The following is an 18,508-nucleotide window of genomic DNA, read 5'->3' as shown; positions in this document are numbered from 1 at the left end:
GACAAGCCTAACACCTGTAGCAAGCGCCAAGCGCACCCTTACAGGTAATCAGCGCTCGACGATCACCGTCACCCCTTGCCCACCCGCCGCGCAGATCGAGATCAGCCCACGCCCCTTCCCTGCCGTCGCCAACAGCTTGGCCAGGTTCGCCAGGATCCGTCCTCCGGTCGCTGCGAACGGGTGCCCTGCCGCCAACGAACTGCCTTTGACGTTGAGCTTGCTGCGGTCAATCGAGCCCAGCGGGGCTTCCAGCCCCAGCCGCTCACGGCAGTAGTCGGCGTCTTCCCAGGCCTTGAGGGTGCACAGCACCTGGGCGGCAAAGGCTTCGTGAATTTCGTAGTAGTCAAAATCCTGCAGGGTCAGGCCGTTGCGCGCCAGCAGCCGAGGCACGGCGTACACCGGAGCCATCAGCAGCCCTTCCTGGCCTTTGACGAAGTCCACCGCAGCGGTTTCGCCATCGACCAGATAGGCCAACACCGGCAGCCCCTGTGCTTCGGCCCATTCCGGCGTACCAAGCAGCACCAGCGACGCGCCGTCGGTCAGCGGCGTGGAGTTGCCCGCGGTAAGTGTGCCCTGGCCGCTGCGGTCAAACGCCGGCTTGAGCGCGCTCAGTTGCGCCAGGGTCAGGTCTGGGCGCAGGTTGTTATCCCGGGTCAGGCCCAGGAACGGTGTAAGCAGGTCATCCTGCCAACCGTCGGCATAGGATGCCGCCAGTTGCTGATGGCTGAGCAGCGCCAAGGCGTCCTGCTCAGGGCGGCCAATGTGCCACGTCTGCGCCATGCGCTCGCAATGTTCGCCCATGGACAACCCGGTACGGGGCTCGCCATTGCGCGGCAGTTCGGGTTTCAGGTGCCCCGGGCGCAGCTGCAGGAACGGCTGGAGCCGCTCGCCGAGGGTCTTGCCACGGTTGGCCTGTAACAAGATGCGCCGCAGGCCCTCATTGACCGCGATCGGCGCATCGGACGTGGTATCGACACCACCGGCGATGCCGCTATCGATTTGCCCCAGGGCGATCTTGTTGGCCACCAGCAGCGCGGCCTCCAGCCCCGTGCCGCAGGCCTGCTGAATGTCGTAGGCCGGTGTTTGCGGTGACAAGCGCGAGCCGAGCACGCATTCGCGGGTCAGGCTCATGTCACGCGAGTGCTTGAGCACCGCACCGGCCACCACTTCACCCAGGCGCAGGCCGTGCAGACGATAACGTTCGATCAAGCCCTCCAGGGTGACAGTGAGCATCGCCTGGTTACTGGCAGTGGCGTAGGCCCCATTGGAGCGGGCAAAAGGGATCCGGTTGCCACCCAGGATCGCGACCCGACGAAGTGAACGCATGCGTAGATTCCTCCTGACACAATTCGATCCGAACAGCCTAGGTGTTTTTGCCGCATTCGAACGACCTTGCCATAAAGTTGGTCCACACTTGCAAGCTTGCCTCAAGGGAGACCCGCACATGAGCGACCGCTATCTTGGCTTTGCCAACTCCAATCTCGGCAGCCGCCTCGTCGATGCCCTTGGCCTGCCCAAGCCGGCCCCTCTGGAGCGCTGGCAGGCTGGCCGCCTGCGCCCGGTAGAGGGCGCCCTGGTGGTCGGTGGCGGGCCATTGGCAAACGAGGTCGAAGCCATCGCCCCGCGCCTGACCGACGAGCTTTACAGCTTCAACGGCCAAGGCTTGCAGGCACCCGCCTGGGTGGCTGGCCTGGGGCCGAAGCTCAAGGCGGTGGTGTTCGATGCCAGCCATCTGTCCGACAGCGATGCGCTCAAGCAGTTGCGCGAATTCTTCCAGCCGCTGGTACGCAGCCTGGCCCCTTGCGCCCATGTGGTGATACTCGGACGCGCGCCGGAGGCAATCGAAGACCCGCTTGCCAGCGTCGCCCAACGGGCCCTGGAAGGCTTCAGCCGTTCGCTGGCCAAGGAGCTGCGCAACGGCGCCACGGCGCAACTGCTGTACGTGGCGGCAGGCGCCGAGGCGCAGCTCGAAGGGGCGCTGCGCTTTTTCCTGTCGCCCAAAAGTGCGTTCATATCCGGCCAGGTGCTGCGCCTGGAACCCTGCGCCAGCCAGGTCGCCGACTGGACCCGCCCCCTCGCTGGCCGCCGTGCCTTGGTCACCGGCGCGGCGCGGGGCATCGGTGCCGCCATCGCCGAGACCCTGGCCCGCGACGGTGCCGACGTGCTGCTGCTGGATGTCCCACAAGCACAGCAGGACCTTGATGCCCTCGCCGCCCGACTGGGGGGCAAGGCGCTTGGCCTGGACATCTGCGCCGGCGACGCGGCCGCGCAATTGCTTGCAGCCCTGCCAGGGGGCATCGACATCGTCGTGCACAATGCTGGCATCACCCGTGACAAGACCTTGGCCAACATGACCCCGGAGTACTGGGACGCGGTACTGGCCGTAAACCTCAAGGCCCCGCAGGTATTGACCCAGGCACTCTACGACGGCGGCGCGCTTGGCGAGGATGCACGCATTACCTTGCTGGCGTCCGTCAGCGGTATTGCCGGCAACCGCGGCCAGGCCAACTATGCGGCGAGCAAGGCCGGGCTGATCGGCTTCGCCCAGGCCTGGGCGCCCAGGCTCGCCGCGCGCGGTGCCAGCATCAACGCCGTGGCGCCCGGTTTCATCGAGACACACATGACCGCCGCCATGCCTATCGGGCTGCGCGAGGCCGGGCGGCGCTTGAGCTCACTGGGCCAGGGCGGGCGGCCGCAGGATGTCGCCGAAGCCATCGCCTGGCTCAGCCAGCCGGGTTCCGGCGCGGTCAATGGGCAGGTGCTGCGGGTCTGCGGCCAGGCACTGATGGGGGCGTGAACATGAACCGCCAATGGCACCAACTGACCCACCCCGCTTCGCGCGCTAGCCTTTACCTGCGCGCCGCCAGCAAGCGCAAGATCAGCGGCGATACGCTGCCGGCCGATGGCCTGCGCTGTGTCATCCGCGTGCAGCCTGGCAACCTGGAGGCCTACCGTCGGCTGTGCCACTTCACCGATGACGGCCGCCTGCCAGGCACCTACCCACACGTGATGGCCTTCACCTTGCAACTGCAACTGCTGACCGCACACGAATTCCCCTTCCCATTGCTCGGCCTGGTGCACCTGCATAACCGCATCGAGGTGCTGCGCCCCTTGGGTGGCATCGACGGGCTGCGGTTTTCGGTCTACGCCGACAACTTGCAGGCCCATCCCAAGGGCGGCACGTTCGACCTGATCACCGAAACCGAGGATGGCCTGGGCCTGCTGTGGCGCGAAACCAGCCGCATGCTGGTGCGTGGTTTGAAGCTGCAGGGCCAGCCTGAACACAGCGAGGACAGCGAGCCGCAACCGTTGCCAGAAGCAACGCGCTGGTACGCCGACAGCGATATCGGCCGGCGCTACGCCAAGGTCTGCGGCGACTACAACCCGATTCACCTGAGCAGTGCCAGCGCACGGTTGTTCGGGTTCCCCAAGGCCATCGCCCATGGCATGTGGAGCAAGGCCATGGCACTGGCGGCGCTGCATACGCACCTGCCGAACAGTGGCTACAGCTTCGAGGTGGACTTCCGCAAGCCGGTGCGCTTGCCGTCGGAAGTGGTACTGAGCGCCAGTGCGCCAGGGCCAACAGGCGCACTGCGCCTGGATGGGCATGGCCAGTTGCTGCACATGGTCGGGCGCTGGGGTGCGCTCTAGAGGGCCGGGGCTGCAGGCACGGCGCCAAATCCACTTGCTTTGCATCGGGCCTCCATCGAAGCTATGCAGCACGAGGAGACCCCGATGAACCTGCAAGAACTTACCGAACGCCTGCACCGGATCCGCGACAACAACGACTGGCGCGGCTTCCACAGCCCGAAGAACCTGGCCATGGCCGCCAGCGTGGAAATGGCCGAGCTGGTGGAAATCTTCCAATGGCTGAGCGAAGACCAATCGCGCCAGCTTCCTGCAGATGAACTCGCCCATGCCGGCCAGGAAGTGGGGGATGTGGTGCTCTACCTGTTGCTGCTGTGCAGCGAACTGGGCCTGGACATGGAGCAGGTAGTTCGGGCCAAGCTGGCCGACAGCGAGAGGCGCTTCGCCCGATGAACGACCGTCACTTCGATGAGCTGGCCACCCGTTTTGCCGAGAAGATCTACGGAGGTGCCAAGGGCGCGATCCGCCTGGCCGTGCTCCAGGCCGACCTGGCCGAAGCCCTGCCGGACCGGCCGCTGCGGGTGCTGGACATCGGCGCCGGGCTTGGTCACATGGCCCTGTGGTTGGCCGAGCGCGGCCATCACCTGACCCTCGCCGAACCCGCCGCGCCGATGCTCGATGGCGCCCGGGAACGCTTTGCCGAGGCAGGCCAGCCGGCAACGTTCATTCAGGCACCCTGGCAGGACCTGCTCGGCCAACTCACCGAACCCTATGACCTGGTGCTGTGCCATGCGGTGCTCGAATGGCTGGCCGAACCAGAAAGCATTCTGCCGGTGCTGCACCAGCTGACTGCCCCCGGTGGGTGGTTGTCGTTGGCATTCTACAACCGTGACGCGCTGGTCTATCGCAACCTGCTCAAAAGCCATTTCCGCAAGTTGCGCAGCAACCGCCTGGAAGGTGAAAAGCAGAGCCTTACCCCGCAGAAACCGCTTGATCCGCGTGAACTCAAGGCGCAACTTGAACCCATGTGGCACGTGGAAAGCGAGAGTGGCGTGAGGGTGTTTCACGACTATATGCCCAAGGAATTCCAGGCCAAGGCCGAGCTGCTCGACTTGCTGGAAATGGAACTGGCCCACCGCCGTCACCCAAGCTTCGCCGGGCTTGGCCGCTATCTGCACTGGATATGCCGCCCCCGTTGATCCGCCTGCCGGGAGGAATACATGCCGTACCGACTGTTGTGGCTGGCCTTGCTGCCCTTGGCCTTGACCGCCTGCCAAGGCAGCAACCCCTATGTGGCCAGCAGCCGCCCGCTGCCACCGGCCCCCGTGCAGGCGGCCGCCACCTTCGACGCCAGTGCCTACCCGGCACCTACGCGCGACTATGGGCGCTACCGTAGCTGGAGCTGGCGTGGCGGTCAGTTGCCAACCGGCAGCGCCGACGCCAACCCCGGGCAACTGGCCGATGCCGTCAGCAGTGCGCTCGACCAGCAAGGCCTGCGCCCGGCCAGAGGCGCCACCGGCGACCTGCTGGTCAGCGCCGACATGCGCCTGGAGCGGCGCTTGCGCCAGGTGCGTGATTACGACTACGACCCCTATTACGGCCCGTACCCCTACAGCAGTGTCGGCTTCGGCGGCTACCGCAATGGCTATGGCGCTTATGGCAGCGTGCCGATCGTGCGCACCTACGAAGTGGAAGTGATGGTGGTGCGCATCGACCTGTTCGATGCCCGCAACGGCCAGCCCGTATGGAGCGCAAGCGCTGAAAGCGGCAGCGACAAAAGTTCGCCACGCGATCGCGAAACCGCCTTGCGCGAATCGGTACACAAGGCGCTCAGCGGCTATCCTCCCAGTTAACGTCTAACGGAGAACCATCATGTTGCGCCGCCTCGTTCTACTGTCACTTGCGCTGCTGCTCGCAGCCTGCTCCAGCAACAACGTCCAACAGGATTTCGATGCCAGCCGCGATTTCGCGGCCTACCGCAGCTGGGCCTGGCAGGAACCGGGCTTGCAATACCGCCCGGATGATCCACGCATCAAGAGCGACCTGACCGAGCAGCGCATCCGCCAGGCGGTTGCCGAGCAACTCGACCAACGCGGCCTGCGTCCGGTTCAGGGCAACGCCCGGGCGGATGTCAAAGTGCGGGCCTACCTGATTGTCGAGGAGCGCCAGCAGCAGATCACCACCAACTATGGTGGCGGCTGGGGTGGGTACTGGGGAGGCTACTGGGGCGGGCCGATGTACAACGAGACCCGCAGCGTCGACTACAAGGTGGCGACCATTCAGGTCGATATGTTCGATGGCCGGGATGGCAAGCTGGTCTGGCGCGGCAGTGCCGAGCAAATCATGAACAACTACCCGCCAAGCCCTGAGGAGCGCAACAGCGCCATCCAGAAAACCGTGGGCGAAGTGCTGGGCAACTACCCGCCCGGCCGAGCCAAATAACGCCACTGACCCCGCCTTCGAAAGTGACAAAGTCGAAGGTGCGGGCAGCATTTCATGATTGTGCCATGCCCACTCGTCGGAACACGTCTACCCTCTATAGAAACCCTGAGGTGCCCGGGAAGACGTGTTCAACGAATAGGGATGGCGACCTGCCAATGCAAAGCATTGTTCTCCTGATGTGGCTTGCCTTGTGCACTGAACAAGATATCCGCGAACGCCAGATCGCCAACATACTGACCCTGGGGGTGGCGGCCTGCGCCCTTGCCTGGTTGTTCGTCACTGGTCATACCTGGATCGGCGCCGATGCCAGCGACGCAGGCTGGGCATTGGCCATCGTCATGCTGCTGACCTTGCCTGGCTACATGCTTGGCCGCTTCGGCGCCGACGACGTCAAATTGATGGGCGCCCTGGCCTTGGCGACCAGCCCGCAGTACGTGCTCGGCACTTTCATCGGTGCCGGTGTCAGCGTACTGCTGTGGTTGCTGACGCGCAGGCGCTTGTGGACCTTGCTCAACCCCAAGGTGAAAAAGCGCCTGCAGGCCCTGACCGAAGAGATGGGTGACAAGCAGGCCTTCGTGCCTTATGTGCTGGCCGGTTTTCTGCTGACAGCGGTATGGATCCAATGACCATCCCTGCGGTCCGATGCTGTACATGTCTTGTACAGAACCGCCGGCAGCGTCTACTTTTAAGCTGCCAGAGCGTCTGGCCCGGGAGCTGGGCCGTATACGAACAGGGAGTTGATCGTGAACAAGTCATTCAGTGAGGTGAAGGTCCTGGTGGTTGATGATCAGGCAACGATCGTCGAACAGCTATGTGAATTTCTCGAAAGCCAGGGCCATCACTGTGTAGCGGCACACTCCACAGACGAAGCCATTGAGCGTTACGTTGCCGACGAGGCCATCGGCCTGGTGTTGTGTGACCTGCACATGCCGGAACGCGATGGCATCGAGCTGGGCCGGGCGTTGAAGGACATTGCCGGGCGCCAGCGCATGTTCGAAGCGATCATGCTCACCGGCCGTGCCGACAAGCAGGACGTGATCCGGGCCCTGCGCGAGGGCTTCGCCGACTATTACCAGAAGCCCATGAACCTCGACGAACTGCTCGAAGGGGTGCGCCGCCAGGAGCAGGTACTGCAGGAGCGCAAAGCGAACTTCCAGGACCTAGGCAGTCTCAACCAGCGGCTACAGGACCTGGCAGGCTCCATCGATGAGCTTTACCAGGACCTGGAGAAGGCCCGCGGCCAGGGTGTTCACCGTCGCTCCACCGACCCTGAGGAGCCCGAAGGCGAGCTGCCCGCAGCGTTCGAGAAGCTGTCCCCGCGCCAGCTAGAAGTGGCACGGCTGGTGAGCAAGGGCAAGACCAATTACCAGATCGCCTGCGAGTTGGGCATCACCGAGAACACCGTGAAGCTTTACGTCTCCCAGGTGCTGCGTTTGACTCATATGCACAACCGCACGCAGCTGGCGCTGGCGTTGACGCCAAGTTCATCGCCCGTGCATCAGCGCTTCATTACCCACTAGCAAGGCTGCGTCTGTAGGAGCGGCCGCGTGTCGCGCCTACAGCACGTTCATTCCAGTTGATAGCTGATGTTCAACATCAGTCGGACCGTGCGGCTGGCGCTATCAAGTGCCTCATCCGCCAGCGGTCTGGCGACTTCCAGCGCCACGTTGCCATGGTGCCCATCGCCCAGGCGCACACCAAGCGCCACTGAGCCCATGTGCGCATCCTCGTAAGGCCCGCCGTTGTACCAGGCCTGGGCAGCATCGAGCACTGCATAGGGCTGCACAACCTTCAGCCAGCCAGCGCCAGGCGTTAACCGGTAGTTCAGCTCATAAGCGACACCCCAGCCCTTGTCGCCGGCGGCCTGGTCGCTGGGGTAACCCCGTGCGAAATGCTGCCCGCCAAATACCGCGCGCTCACTGTCGGGCAACCTGTCATCGCTCCAGTAGAGCGCAGCGGACACCACGCCCTGCCAGTTGTCGAACAACTGATCGCTCTGCAAACCCGAGACCTGAAAGCGTAGAAAGTCCATGTCGTAGTCGGCATCGCTGCGCGCCCCCAGGTAATCCAGGCCTTGGTAGACGCCGGCACTGACGATGCGCAGTCGGCGCTCATCGCCCTTGCGCCAGTCGCCTTCGAATGACAACCCGCGTACAGCAGTGTCGTATTCACGCTGACAGCAGATCCGTTGTTCGAGGTGCTCACTGCTTGAATAAAGCCGCCCGGACAGGTTGATCCATTCATTGCGCTCAACCATCAGCGCCTGGCCGAGGCCGATCGCATACTGTTCGACCTGCCGGCGCTGAGTGAGGTCGGTGCCGTCCTGCAGGCGCACCCGTGTGCCCGGTTCGCTGCGATAACGCTTGGCCGATAACAGCAACTGGCTGCCTTGCGCGTCCAGGTACTGGCTGTAGTCGAGCCGCTGGTAATGCGTTCGGTCATCGCCCGGGGGCAGCAGAAAGCTCGCCGTCAACTGCTCGGCGAAGCGTGTCTGGGCGTTACTGGAAACCTTGGCCAGCGCCTGTGGGTTCTCGCGGCTGCCAGCGGTCAGTGTTACACCTGCAGCGTACGGCTTGCGCCACACGTGAAGCCTGAGCCGTGCTGCATCGCCAGGGACCTGCGCCGCCGCAACTTCGGCGTACACGCTCAGGCCAGGCATGCGTTGCGCCAAGCCGGTGAACCGCTCGAGCGCCGCCTGGGTCAGGGGCCGCTCAGCCTGCAACCGCGCCATCATCTGCTCGAGGTAGGCTGCTGCCGGGCCGATATCACCTAACAGCTCATAGTCGTGGATATAGCCCTCCACCAGCACCACGTGCACGCGGCCCTCAGCAAGGTCCTGAGGTGGCAGGTAGGCATACGACAGCGGATAGCCGTCACGCTGGTAGCGTTGGGTCAGGCGTTCGGTGAACTGCTGCAGCTCGCCTACGGTGATCTCACGGCCGATCAGCGGCTGGTAGTGCTCGCGCAGCTCACTCAAGGGAAAGACCGTACCGCCCTCGAAGCGCACCTTGTGCAAGACCAGTTGCGTTGCGTTCGACAACGGGGCGGTCGTGCGGGGTGCCGACCACCGCACGTCCGTCACAACCGGGCGATAGGCCTCTACTGGCAGGTTATCGGTGGGCAGGCGGCGCTCGTATTCATGGCTGTCGAGGTAACCTGGCAATGGCTCTGCATGAGCCAGGCTGGCCCAGAGCAATACGATCAGGGGCACGGCCAGAGGACGCATAGGGTGCTCCAGAATCCCTTGGGTACCGGGGCGTCAGCCGGTCACACCCGTCACTAGCAAGCGTAGGTGTTGCGCCGGCAAACGTCGAACGACTATTCGCTGACCTGGAACGTCACCCGCGCCGTTTCACCGCTCTCGTCCAGTGCGCTCAGTTCGCTCTGCCCTGCCCGCTCGAAACGCACCAGCAAAGTCGCCTGGCCAGTGGTTTCGCCCAAGGGCTGGCCGTTGAGGAACCACCAGCGGCGGCCGGCGCCCCCCAGGGCCGAGACGTGCAGTTGCAACGGTTCGCTGCTGCCGACCGGGCGGCGCAGGGTATCGCCCGGGCGCACGCCGACAATGGACAGCGGTGGCGCGCTGGCGGGCACCTGCGGTGGGCAACTGCGGTCCACCGCAGGTAGACGCGCGGCACGCCGTTCGACACGGGGCAGCCAGGGTTCCAGCGGGGCTGGCCAGAGGGCAATTTCCTGCGCTTTGGCACCTGGGCAACTGCCATCGACACGCAGGCCCTGCGTGTTGACCCACACGCTTTCACGCAAGCCAAGCCCCAACGGTTGATCGGCGGCCTGCAATGTCGGTGGCGTGGTGCCGTCGAGCGTCCAGGCAAAGCGTTGGCGCCTGCAGTTGGGGTCCTGCCGGTTCATCGGCTGGCCCAACGGCCAGCAAATCGCAGCGACACCCACGCTGTCGGGGACCCGTTGCACCGGTACGGTAAGCCCCCGCTGGCTGTCGCGGTTGCTCAGCACGTCGTGAATCTGCAACATCAGCGGCGCCGCCGAGGCCAAGCCGAACTGCCCGGCCACCGGGGTACCGTCAGGCCGGCCGATCCACACCCCAATCAGGTAACGCGGCCCGACGCCAATCGACCAGGCATCGCGAAAGCCATAGCTGGTACCGGTCTTCCAGGCCAGTTGCGGGCGCTGCACCAGGTCGGCATGGGGGTCACGGTCTGGCCGCGCCTGGCCGCTGAGGATGCGTCGAATGATCCAGGCCGCCCCCGGCGACAGCAAGCGCCGCTCCAACAACGGGTCCTGAGGTTGCAGGCGCACCTTTGCACTGTTGCCCGCCCGGGCCAACGCCGCATAGCCGCCGACCAGTTCCTCCAGGCGGCTGCCTGCCCCGCCCAGGATCAGCGACAGGTTGGGCTCGGCCAGGGGCGGTAGCACCAGCGGCATGCCGGCCATGCGCAGTTGCGCGGCGAAGCGCTTTGGCCCATAGGCCTCGAGCAACTGCACCGCCGGCAGGTTGAGCGACAACGCCAGCGCCGAACTGGCCGACACCGGGCCGCTGAAGCCCATCGAGAAGTTACCGGGGCGATAGTCGCCATAGCGGCGCGGCACATCCTGCAACAGCGATTCGGAGTGGATCAGCCCATCGTCCAAGGCCATGCCATACAGGAACGGCTTGAGGGTCGAACCAGGTGAACGCAGGGAACGGACCATGTCGACATGGCCAAAGCGGCGGTCATCGCTGATGTCGATTGACCCCAAGTAAGCGCGCACTGCCATGCTCTGCGCGTCCACCACCAGCACCGCCGCCGAAGTGCGCTCGGGCAGGCGGGCACGCCAGCCCAGCAGCAGGTCTTCCAGGCGCCGCTGCAACGAAGCATCAAGGGTGGTGCGTATCAATGGTGGGCTATTGGGCGTGTTCAGGCGGCGGGCCAGCAAGGGCGCCAGGGCCGGTTCCTGGCGTGGCGCCAGCAGCAAAGGCTCTTCGGCCGCTTCCAGGATCTGCTGGGCAGGCCACACCTGATACTCGTCCAAGCGCTGCAGCACCTTGTCACGGGCACGCTGGGCACGTTCGGGGTGACGGTCCGGGCGCAAGCGGCTGGGGGCCTGGGGCAGTACCGCCAGCAGCGCCGCCTCGGCGGGCGTAAGGTGCTTCGGCGACTTGCCCAGATACGCCCAACTGGCGGCCGCCACGCCCTGCAAGGTGCCGCCGAAAGGCGCACGATTCAGGTACAGCTGCAGGATATCGCGCTTGGACAGGTGCCATTCCAGTTGCGCTGTACGCCACAGTTGGCGCATTTTGCCCGCCAGCGTGCGGTCGTGCGGGTCGAGCAACCGCGCCACCTGCATCGACAGTGTGCTGCCCCCGGAAACCACACGCCCGCCGCGCAGGTTCAGCCAGGCCGCGCGCGCCAGCGCCAGCGGGTTGACCCCGGGATGACGGTAGAACCAGCGGTCCTCGTAGGTCAGCAGTGCCTGCAGATACAAGGGCGACACCTCTTCGGGGCTGACGGGGTAGCGCCACACTCCATCGGCATCGGCAAAGCGCCACAGGGGCGTACCGTCCTCGGCCAGCACCACCCGCGCCAGGTCGTCAGCCGGCATGGGCAATGGCCACAGGCGATCAGCCAAGTACAGCAGCGCGACCATCGCCAGGGCGGCGATCACACTGGCCCGCAGGATCCTTCCCGCGCGCGTGCGCGGCCGGGCTAAGCTTGGCATCGGGAACCGACCTGGGCAGGTAATGGCCAAAGGCTTGGGAACGGCAAACTCGCCGATTCGTTCATCAGGAAGCAACTATGCATGTAGAAGGTTTTTTCGAGTGGCTTGGCCAGGCACTGGGTTCGTTGATCCGCTTCATCGTCGACGCATTGAGCGGCCTGTTCAACCTGCTGGCCAATGCCGGGGGCAACTTCATCGACGGCCTGGCGCGCACCCTGGGCATGGACACTTCGCTGGTCAGCATTCTTGCCCTGATCATCGGCCTGATGCTGCTCTACTCGGCAATCCGCGCCTTCATGCGCGCCTCGATCATCCTCGGGATCATCTGGCTGGTGCTGGGGTTATGGGTGATGAGCTGGGTGATCCACTGACGTCGGGGCTGCAACGGTAACCCATCGCAGCCAAGCCGGCGCCCACGGGACCGGCTGGCCGACGATGCGGCTGGTAGAACCCCTACAGCACTAGCGGGCCTTTACCGTCATTTCACCCTGCCCATCACCCACCGCCTGCAGGTTCGGCCGGTACATCGACTCCACCTGTGGCGGCGGCACGCGGTACGTGCCGGGGGTCACCGCACGCGCCAGGTACAGCAGGTGGGTAGTGCCATAACCGTCCAGTTTCAGCGCTGCCACATAGCGGTCGTCGCGGTACTCCTGGTGCACCACACTGGCGTTCTGCATCGACTCGCGCCACTGCTTCACTGCGCTGCTAGCGTTATCCAGGCTGGCGGCGCTCTGCGCCAGGTTCTGGTTCTCCAGCTCCAGGCCCGCCGGCAGCAGGTCGACCACCAGCGCATCCGGCACGCGGTCGGTGGCCTTGAGTGCCAGGTGCACCAGCACCAGTTCACCGCTGCGCAGGTTTTGCAGGTCCAGCGCCTGGCCATTCATGCCTAGGTATTCACGACGGATTTCCATACCGTTCCCCCCGGCAGCTGGTGCCTGGCGCGGGTAGCCCGAGAGGGTCAGTTGCTGGTAGACGGTTTCACTGCCTTGGTTCTGAACGGTCAGCGGCGATGCCAGCAACGGGCCTTCGAGCTTCATCCCGGCGTCGGCATTGTTGAACTCACGCACTTCGCCCGCGCTGTCCAGGCGCGCCTTCCATGGCGCTTCAGGCTTGCCGAGTAGGCCACGGCCAGCCAGGTACAAGGCGTTACGCTCCTGCGTCGACAACCAGCGGTTGGCCGCCAGCTCATCGGACAATGCGAACAGGCGTTGATCGACCTGATTGCTGGCCAGGTTGCTCTCCTGCAACAGCGCCAGGATCAGTGCTTGATCCCGCAGGCTGCTGCCGTAGTCGGCCATCCAGCCTTTGCTGCGGCTAATCCCGAGGCCAGCTTGCAGGGCCTGTTGCGAGCGCGGTTTGTCGCCCATCTTGTCCAGCGCCACCGCCAGTTGTACCAACGGCAGGCCTGAACGCGCATCGGCGCGGCGTTCGAACAGACTACGCAATGCGCCCAGCGGGGCCTGCTGACTGCGTGACAGTACCAACGCGGCATAGGCCTGGACGGCAAAGCGGGTGTGCTCAGCGTTCTCGCTGTAGTCGACCTCGATCAGGTTGCGCTCCTGCAAATAACGCAGCAGGCGCTCATTGGCTTTTTTCAGCGCTTCGGCCGGCACGCCATAACCCTGGTCGCGGGCGCGCAGCAAGAAGTCGGTGACATAGGCGGTCAGCCAGTATTCCTCTTCACTGTCCGAGCTCCACAGGCCAAAGCTGCCGTTGTAGCGCTGCATGCCCAGCAAGTGCTCGATGCCCATCTCGATCTTGCGTTTGCGCACCTCGGCCGGCTCGCCTTTGATACCCAGGCGCTTGAGGCTCTCGGCATCGGCGTACAACGAGGGGTACAGGCCACTGGTGGTCTGCTCCAGGCAGCCGTAGGGGTAAGCTTCCAGGGCGCGGATCTGCTCGCCCAGGTTCAATGGCGGGCGGCTCGACAGCGCCAGGCTGGCCTGCAGGCCCGCAGGTTCGAAGGCGGCCAGGTCACTCTCTGGCAAGGCCCAGGGCTGCTCCTTGAGCGCCACGCGATAGTGCTTGAGCATCGCCGGATAGGCTGGGCGAATACCCAGCGACCATTCACGCTCGAAGGTGTTTACCGGTTCACCCGGCAACTGCAAACCAGTGACCCGCACGCGCACCTTGCCCTGGCCCAGGCCGCCCTGGGCCAGCACCGGAATCTTCAGCGTAGTGCGCTGGCCCTCGGCCAGAGCGATCGTCTGCTGGGCGCTGGCCGCCAAGCTCAACTGGCCCTCGGTGCTGATGTCGACACTCAGTTGCTGGGCACGGCCGGACAGGTTGGCCAGGTCCAGCGCCAGGCTGGTGCGGTCGCCGCCGGCGAGGAAGCGCGGGGCAGACAGCTCGGCAATCAGCGGTGCGGCCACCACGGTCTTGCCTTCGGCCATGCCGAAGTGGTCCTCGGTCCAGGCCTGGGCCATCAGGCGCAGTTCTCCATTGAAGTCCGGGATGTCGACCGTCGCCTGACCCTCGCCCTGTTCGTTCAGGGTAACCGGAACGCTCTGCTGGGCGACGATGGTGACCGTGGTGTTGGGGCGCTTGCCGCCCTTGGCCATGGCCGCATCACCACCGAACGCCAGGCTGGCCAAACGGCCCTGCCCGGCTTCGATCAACTGGCCGTAGATGTCCAACTGATCGGCACCGTAGGCCTTGCGGCCAAACAGGCTGGCGAAGGGGTCAGGGGTTTTGAAATCGGTGATGTTGAGGATGCCCACATCCACCGCGGACAACAGCACATGCACCTGCTTGGGAATACTGCCATCGGCATTGGCCGCCTTGAACCTGACCGTCAGCGGTTGCTTGGGGCGCATTTTTTCCGGCGCCTGCAGGCTCACTGCAAGCTTGCGCTCGGCGCGCCCCAACGGTAGGTGCAGAACACCCACGGCGCGTTTTGGCGTGGCGTTGGCCTTGCGCTCACCTGGGCGAATGACCAAGGCGCTGATGTACAGGTCGTGGCGTGCCCATTGCTTGTCCAGTTGCACCTCGAAGGTCTTGCCTTCCACCGGCACATCGATCTCCTGCCACCACAGCGGGCCATCGCTGGACTCGATCATCAGGTAGCCTGTACCGGCTGCGGGCGGGGTCACGGTGACCTTGGCGGTAGCGCCATCGGCATAGGCTGGTTTGTCCAGGGCCAGCTTTACCTGGTCCGGGCGCACCGCGCCGCCTTCGGCGTTGTCCTGGGCACGGTAACCCGCCCAGAAGCGCTCGCTGGAAACCAGACCGGTCTGCGGGTCTTCCACCTCCACGCGGTACGGCCCCCACTCCACCTGGAAGGTAAGCTTGGCCGTGGAGCCAGCTTTGACGCTGACGGTTTCTTCGCTCTGGGTCAGGAATTTCTCGTTGTAGTTGTAGCTCCAACCGTCGCTCTGCGAGTAGTTCCAGTAGTAGTCCCGGCGCTCACGGATCAAGCGCACCTTGAGGTCGTTGGCGGCCAGCTTCCTTCCGTCGCGGTCGGCAACCAGGAACTCGAATTCCACCGGGCCATCGCTATCGGTTTCTTCGCCATCGAACACGCCGCGCAAGCCCGGCAGGCGTTCTGCGGGCCAGATCGGCTGTTCCAGGCGGCGAGTGATCGGTCGGCCGCCAGACTCCTGCAGGCTGGCCTGCACAGTCAGTTGCAGCGGCGAACGGGCCTCGGCCCAACGGCTTTCGATATCGACCACTGCCTTGCCGGCCTGGTCCAGGGTCACCTCGTCCAGCTCCAGGTCCTGGTTCAGTTCGGTCTCTGTGACCGAGCCGAACTGATAGCCCGGCAGCGCTGGCACGGCTTCACGCAATGGCCGCACGTAGGCCTGGCCGCTCAGGCGGTTGCCTGCCGCGGGCGCGCCGTACAGGTAACGACCATTGACCTGGATGCGCGCGTCCTCCTCAGGGGCGAGCGGTGTCTTGCTGCCCTTGAGCTCCAGCGCCAGGCGCTCAGGCAGGAAGTCCTCGACGAGGAACTCATAGACCTGCTTGCGCCCGCCGCCCAGGTCGAGCAGCAGCTGCCAGCGGCCAGTCGGGGCCTCGGTGGCGAGCTGCAGCTGGTATTGATAAAGGCCATCGGCGTCGGCCTCCCAGACGAACTTACGGCTGACCTGTTCATCTGGGCGGCGCACTTCGACGCTGACCGGCTGAGCCTTGACCGGCTTGCCGTCCTGGTCACGCAGCAGGCCGTTGAGCAGCACCGTTTCGCCGGGGCGGTAGAGGTCGCGCGGGCCGAAAATGAAGAACTGCAACGGGTTGGCCTGGGGGCCGGTGATGTCGAATTCGGCCAGGTCCAGCGCAGCGGTGTTCAGGCGCAACAGGGTGGTATGCACCCCCTGGGTAGCGATCAGGGTGTCGGCCTTGGCCGTGATCGGCAGTTGGGCATGGCCTTGGCCATCGGTCCTGGCCTGGGCCAGCAGCTTGCCCTTGTCGTCATGCAGCTCGAGGTTGACGTCCTTGAGTGCCTTGCCGCCCTCCAGGGCCTGGGCGAACACATCCAGGCGGTCGCGGTAGCGGTGGGCAGACACGCCAATGTCGCTCAGGGTGAGCAGCGTCGCCGGTTGCGAGTAGTCGTAGGTGCCGGAGGCACGCATCACTGCCAGGTAGACGCCAGGCTCCTGCAACGGCTTGATGCCGGCGATCGGCAGCAGCACGGTCTCGCGGGTGTTGCGGGCTGGGTTGAGGTCGAAACGGCCGCTGTAGACCAGGTCGGCCAAGGCCAGGGTTTCTTGGGACTGGTAGTAATAAAGGCTGCTGTTGCGGCCCCAATTGACCAGGAAGGTCGAGAGCATTTCGGGTTTTACCCGGAAGAACTCCACATCGACCTTTTCCACATTCAGGGCGATCACCGGCAGGCCTTCGGCCAGGCGCGTGGGCAGCAACGAGCCACGGCTGGCGAAGCCCACGGTCGGCTGCATGTCACGGGTTTCCAGCCGGGTCACCGATTCGCTGTCCAGTGGCTTGCCGTTGACGGCCAGCAGGCCCTTGTCGACCGTCAGCACCAACTTGCGCTGAGGCTCCAGGTGACGCAGGCGCAGTTCCATCTGGTTGTCGGAGAGTTCCCAGGCACCGTCGACCTTGCCCTTGACGGTGTCGACCAGGTGCACTTTGCTGGCCCAGTCCTGCTTGGCGTCCAGCGGCACCGAGAAGCTGATGGACAGGGTGCTGGCGCCATCGAGCTGCACTTCCGAAACATCCAGTACGCTGAGTTCGCGGCCCTCGTAGCGTTTGGCAAGGGCTGCAGGGTCCTCCCGCTTGGGTGCCGGTGCCTGGGCAGGGGTGCTGGCTGCCGGCTCCTGGGCGGGGGCGGGCTTGTCCGGCGTCGAGGAATCACAGGCACTGAGCAGGGCCAGCGCGCAGGCCAGCAACAATCCTTTGTTGAACATGGAATGGTAACTCTTGGCAGCGTATACGAGAGGGCAGCAACTATAGCGCAATGGCAAGGGTGGTACCTGCGCTGGAGCGTCAGTTGAGACCGTGTTCGCACCATTTGGTTGCCTGGCCGTTACAATGCGCCCACCCGAGCCCTCTGGAACGCCAATGTCCCCACTTGCCATCGACTGGCGCCACCGCCTTACCCACCGCAAGGTCTGGGCCCTGGCCGCGCCGATGATCCTCTCCAACATCTCGGTGCCCCTGGTGGCCCTGGTCGACAGCACGGTGATCGGCCACCTGCCGCATGCCCACCAGCTGGGCGCGGTGGCCGTGGGCGCCACGCTGTTCACCTTCATGGTGGGCTTGATGGGCTTCCTGCGCATGGGCTCCACCGGCTTCGCCGCCCAGGCTGCGGGCCGGGCCGACGGCGCCGCGCTGCGCCAGGTGTTGGTGCAGGGCCTGTTGCTGGCACTGGGTTTCGCCCTGCTGATCGGCGTGCTTGCCGTGCCCTTCAGCCAGTTGGCGCTGCAGGCTATGCAGCCGAGCGAGGCGTTGCAGGACTCGACTGAGGCCTTCTTTTACACGCGGCTGCTGGGGTTGCCGGCAGCGCTGGCCAGCTATGCGCTGGTTGGCTGGTTCCTCGGCACCCAGAATGCACGTGCGCCCCTGGCTATCCTGCTGACCACCAACCTGCTGAACATCGCCCTGAACCTATGGTTCGTGCTGGGCCTGGAGTGGGGGGTACTGGGCTCGGCACGGGCGTCAGTGATTGCCGAGTGGGGCGCCGCCCTGTTAGGGCTGGCCCTGACCCGCCCTGCCCTGCGGGCCTATCCGGGGCATATTGCCTGGGCCGCGCTGAAGCGCTGGCAAGCCTGGCAGCCATTGCTGGCCGTCAACCGCGACATCTTCCTGCGCAGCCTGGCCCTGCAGTTGGTGTTTCTGCTGATCACCGTGCAGGGGGCACGCCTGGGCGAAGCAACGGTGGCGGCCAACGCGCTGTTGCTCAACGGCCTGCTGCTCACCGCCTACGCCCTGGACGGCCTGGCCCACGCCGTGGAGGCGTTGTGTGGCCATGCCATCGGCGCCCGCGATCGCGACACCTTGCGCCGCTCGCTGGTGGTAGCGTGTGGCTGGTCGCTGATCACCAGCCTGGCCTTTGCCGGGCTGTTCCTGTTGGGCGGGCATCTGTTCATCGACCTGCAGACCGATATCGACAGCGTACGGGCAGCGGCCTACCCCTACCTGCCTTACCTGGCGGTACTGCCATTGGTGGCGGTGTGGAGTTACCTGCTCGACGGGCTGTTCATCGGTGCGACCCGGGCACGGGAGATGCGCAATGCGATGCTGGTGTCGGTGCTGATCGCATTGCCGCTGGCGTGGGCCCTGCGAGGGTTTGGCAACCAGGGGCTATGGCTGGCGTTTCTGGGGTTCATGGCGTTGCGGGCGGGGACCC

Annotated in this window: 14 protein-coding genes; 10 read left to right on the top strand and 4 right to left on the bottom strand. The window is 65.0% G+C overall.

The annotated features are described in order from the left end of the window. Nucleotides 1-48 precede the first annotated feature (48 nt). A complete protein-coding gene (locus L6D80_RS28025) occupies nucleotides 49-1,326 on the bottom strand; it encodes an acetyl-CoA C-acetyltransferase (protein ID WP_054900137.1) in 1,278 nt (425 codons plus the stop codon). Between the two features lie 118 nt (nucleotides 1,327-1,444). Here L6D80_RS28025 and L6D80_RS28020 point away from each other — a divergent pair, with 118 nt between their 5' ends. From L6D80_RS28020 to L6D80_RS27985, 8 genes are all read left to right on the top strand, one after another. Next, nucleotides 1,445-2,797 (top strand): 3-oxoacyl-ACP reductase, encoded by a 1,353-nt coding sequence (locus tag L6D80_RS28020; RefSeq protein WP_054900138.1) that lies wholly within the window; start codon nucleotides 1,445-1,447, stop codon nucleotides 2,795-2,797. Between the two features lie 2 nt (nucleotides 2,798-2,799). Further along, nucleotides 2,800-3,651 carry a MaoC family dehydratase gene (locus tag L6D80_RS28015; RefSeq protein ID WP_176514932.1) on the top strand — a complete coding sequence of 284 codons (852 nt, stop codon included), beginning with the start codon at nucleotides 2,800-2,802 and terminating at the stop codon, nucleotides 3,649-3,651. Between the two features lie 84 nt (nucleotides 3,652-3,735). Beyond that, a complete protein-coding gene (locus L6D80_RS28010; protein WP_054900140.1) occupies nucleotides 3,736-4,041 on the top strand; it encodes a MazG-like family protein in 306 nt (101 codons plus the stop codon). Next, nucleotides 4,038-4,787 carry a methyltransferase gene (locus L6D80_RS28005; protein WP_176514934.1) on the top strand — a complete coding sequence of 250 codons (750 nt, stop codon included), beginning with the start codon at nucleotides 4,038-4,040 and terminating at the stop codon, nucleotides 4,785-4,787. The genes L6D80_RS28010 and L6D80_RS28005 overlap by 4 nt, the downstream gene beginning before the upstream one ends. Nucleotides 4,788-4,808: 21 nt before the next feature. Next, a complete protein-coding gene (locus L6D80_RS28000; protein ID WP_176514936.1) occupies nucleotides 4,809-5,441 on the top strand; it encodes a DUF4136 domain-containing protein in 633 nt (210 codons plus the stop codon). 19 nt (nucleotides 5,442-5,460) lie between these two features. Then, complete coding sequence (locus tag L6D80_RS27995; RefSeq protein WP_054900143.1) at nucleotides 5,461-6,030, top strand: DUF4136 domain-containing protein; 570 nt, start codon at nucleotides 5,461-5,463, stop codon at nucleotides 6,028-6,030. Nucleotides 6,031-6,185: 155 nt separating this feature from the next. Further along, on the top strand, nucleotides 6,186-6,656 hold the full coding sequence (locus tag L6D80_RS27990; protein ID WP_054900144.1) for an A24 family peptidase: 471 nt from the start codon (nucleotides 6,186-6,188) through the stop codon (nucleotides 6,654-6,656). 111 nt (nucleotides 6,657-6,767) lie between these two features. Then, nucleotides 6,768-7,550 carry a response regulator transcription factor gene (locus tag L6D80_RS27985; RefSeq protein ID WP_373876113.1) on the top strand — a complete coding sequence of 261 codons (783 nt, stop codon included), beginning with the start codon at nucleotides 6,768-6,770 and terminating at the stop codon, nucleotides 7,548-7,550. Between the two features lie 47 nt (nucleotides 7,551-7,597). On the opposite strand, the gene L6D80_RS27980 is transcribed toward L6D80_RS27985, so the two are convergent. Next, on the bottom strand, nucleotides 7,598-9,256 hold the full coding sequence (locus L6D80_RS27980) for a ShlB/FhaC/HecB family hemolysin secretion/activation protein (RefSeq protein WP_176514940.1): 1,659 nt from the start codon (nucleotides 9,254-9,256) through the stop codon (nucleotides 7,598-7,600). 92 nt (nucleotides 9,257-9,348) lie between these two features. Beyond that, the gene (gene pbpC / locus L6D80_RS27975) at nucleotides 9,349-11,703 is read right to left on the bottom strand and encodes a peptidoglycan glycosyltransferase PbpC (RefSeq protein ID WP_176514942.1); all 2,355 of its coding nucleotides are present in this window, start codon (nucleotides 11,701-11,703) and stop codon (nucleotides 9,349-9,351) included. 77 nt (nucleotides 11,704-11,780) lie between these two features. On the opposite strand from pbpC, the gene L6D80_RS27970 reads away from it, so the two are divergent. After that, on the top strand, nucleotides 11,781-12,074 hold the full coding sequence (locus L6D80_RS27970) for a hypothetical protein (protein ID WP_009685776.1): 294 nt from the start codon (nucleotides 11,781-11,783) through the stop codon (nucleotides 12,072-12,074). 90 nt (nucleotides 12,075-12,164) lie between these two features. On the opposite strand, the gene L6D80_RS27965 is transcribed toward L6D80_RS27970, so the two are convergent. Continuing rightward, complete coding sequence (locus L6D80_RS27965; protein WP_176514944.1) at nucleotides 12,165-17,066, bottom strand: alpha-2-macroglobulin family protein; 4,902 nt, start codon at nucleotides 17,064-17,066, stop codon at nucleotides 12,165-12,167. A 154-nt stretch (nucleotides 17,067-17,220) separates the two neighbouring features. Between L6D80_RS27965 and L6D80_RS27960 the strand changes: the two genes are divergently transcribed. After that, on the top strand, nucleotides 17,221-18,508 hold a 1,288-nt coding region (locus tag L6D80_RS27960; protein WP_176514946.1), incomplete at its 3' end, for an MATE family efflux transporter.

This window comes from Pseudomonas ceruminis, assembly GCF_021602025.1.
In the GTDB taxonomy this organism is placed as follows: Bacteria; Pseudomonadota; Gammaproteobacteria; order Pseudomonadales; family Pseudomonadaceae; genus Aquipseudomonas; species Aquipseudomonas ceruminis.
The sequence above is the reverse complement of the archived record's forward strand: the minus strand, read 5'-3'. Positions and strand labels throughout refer to the sequence as shown.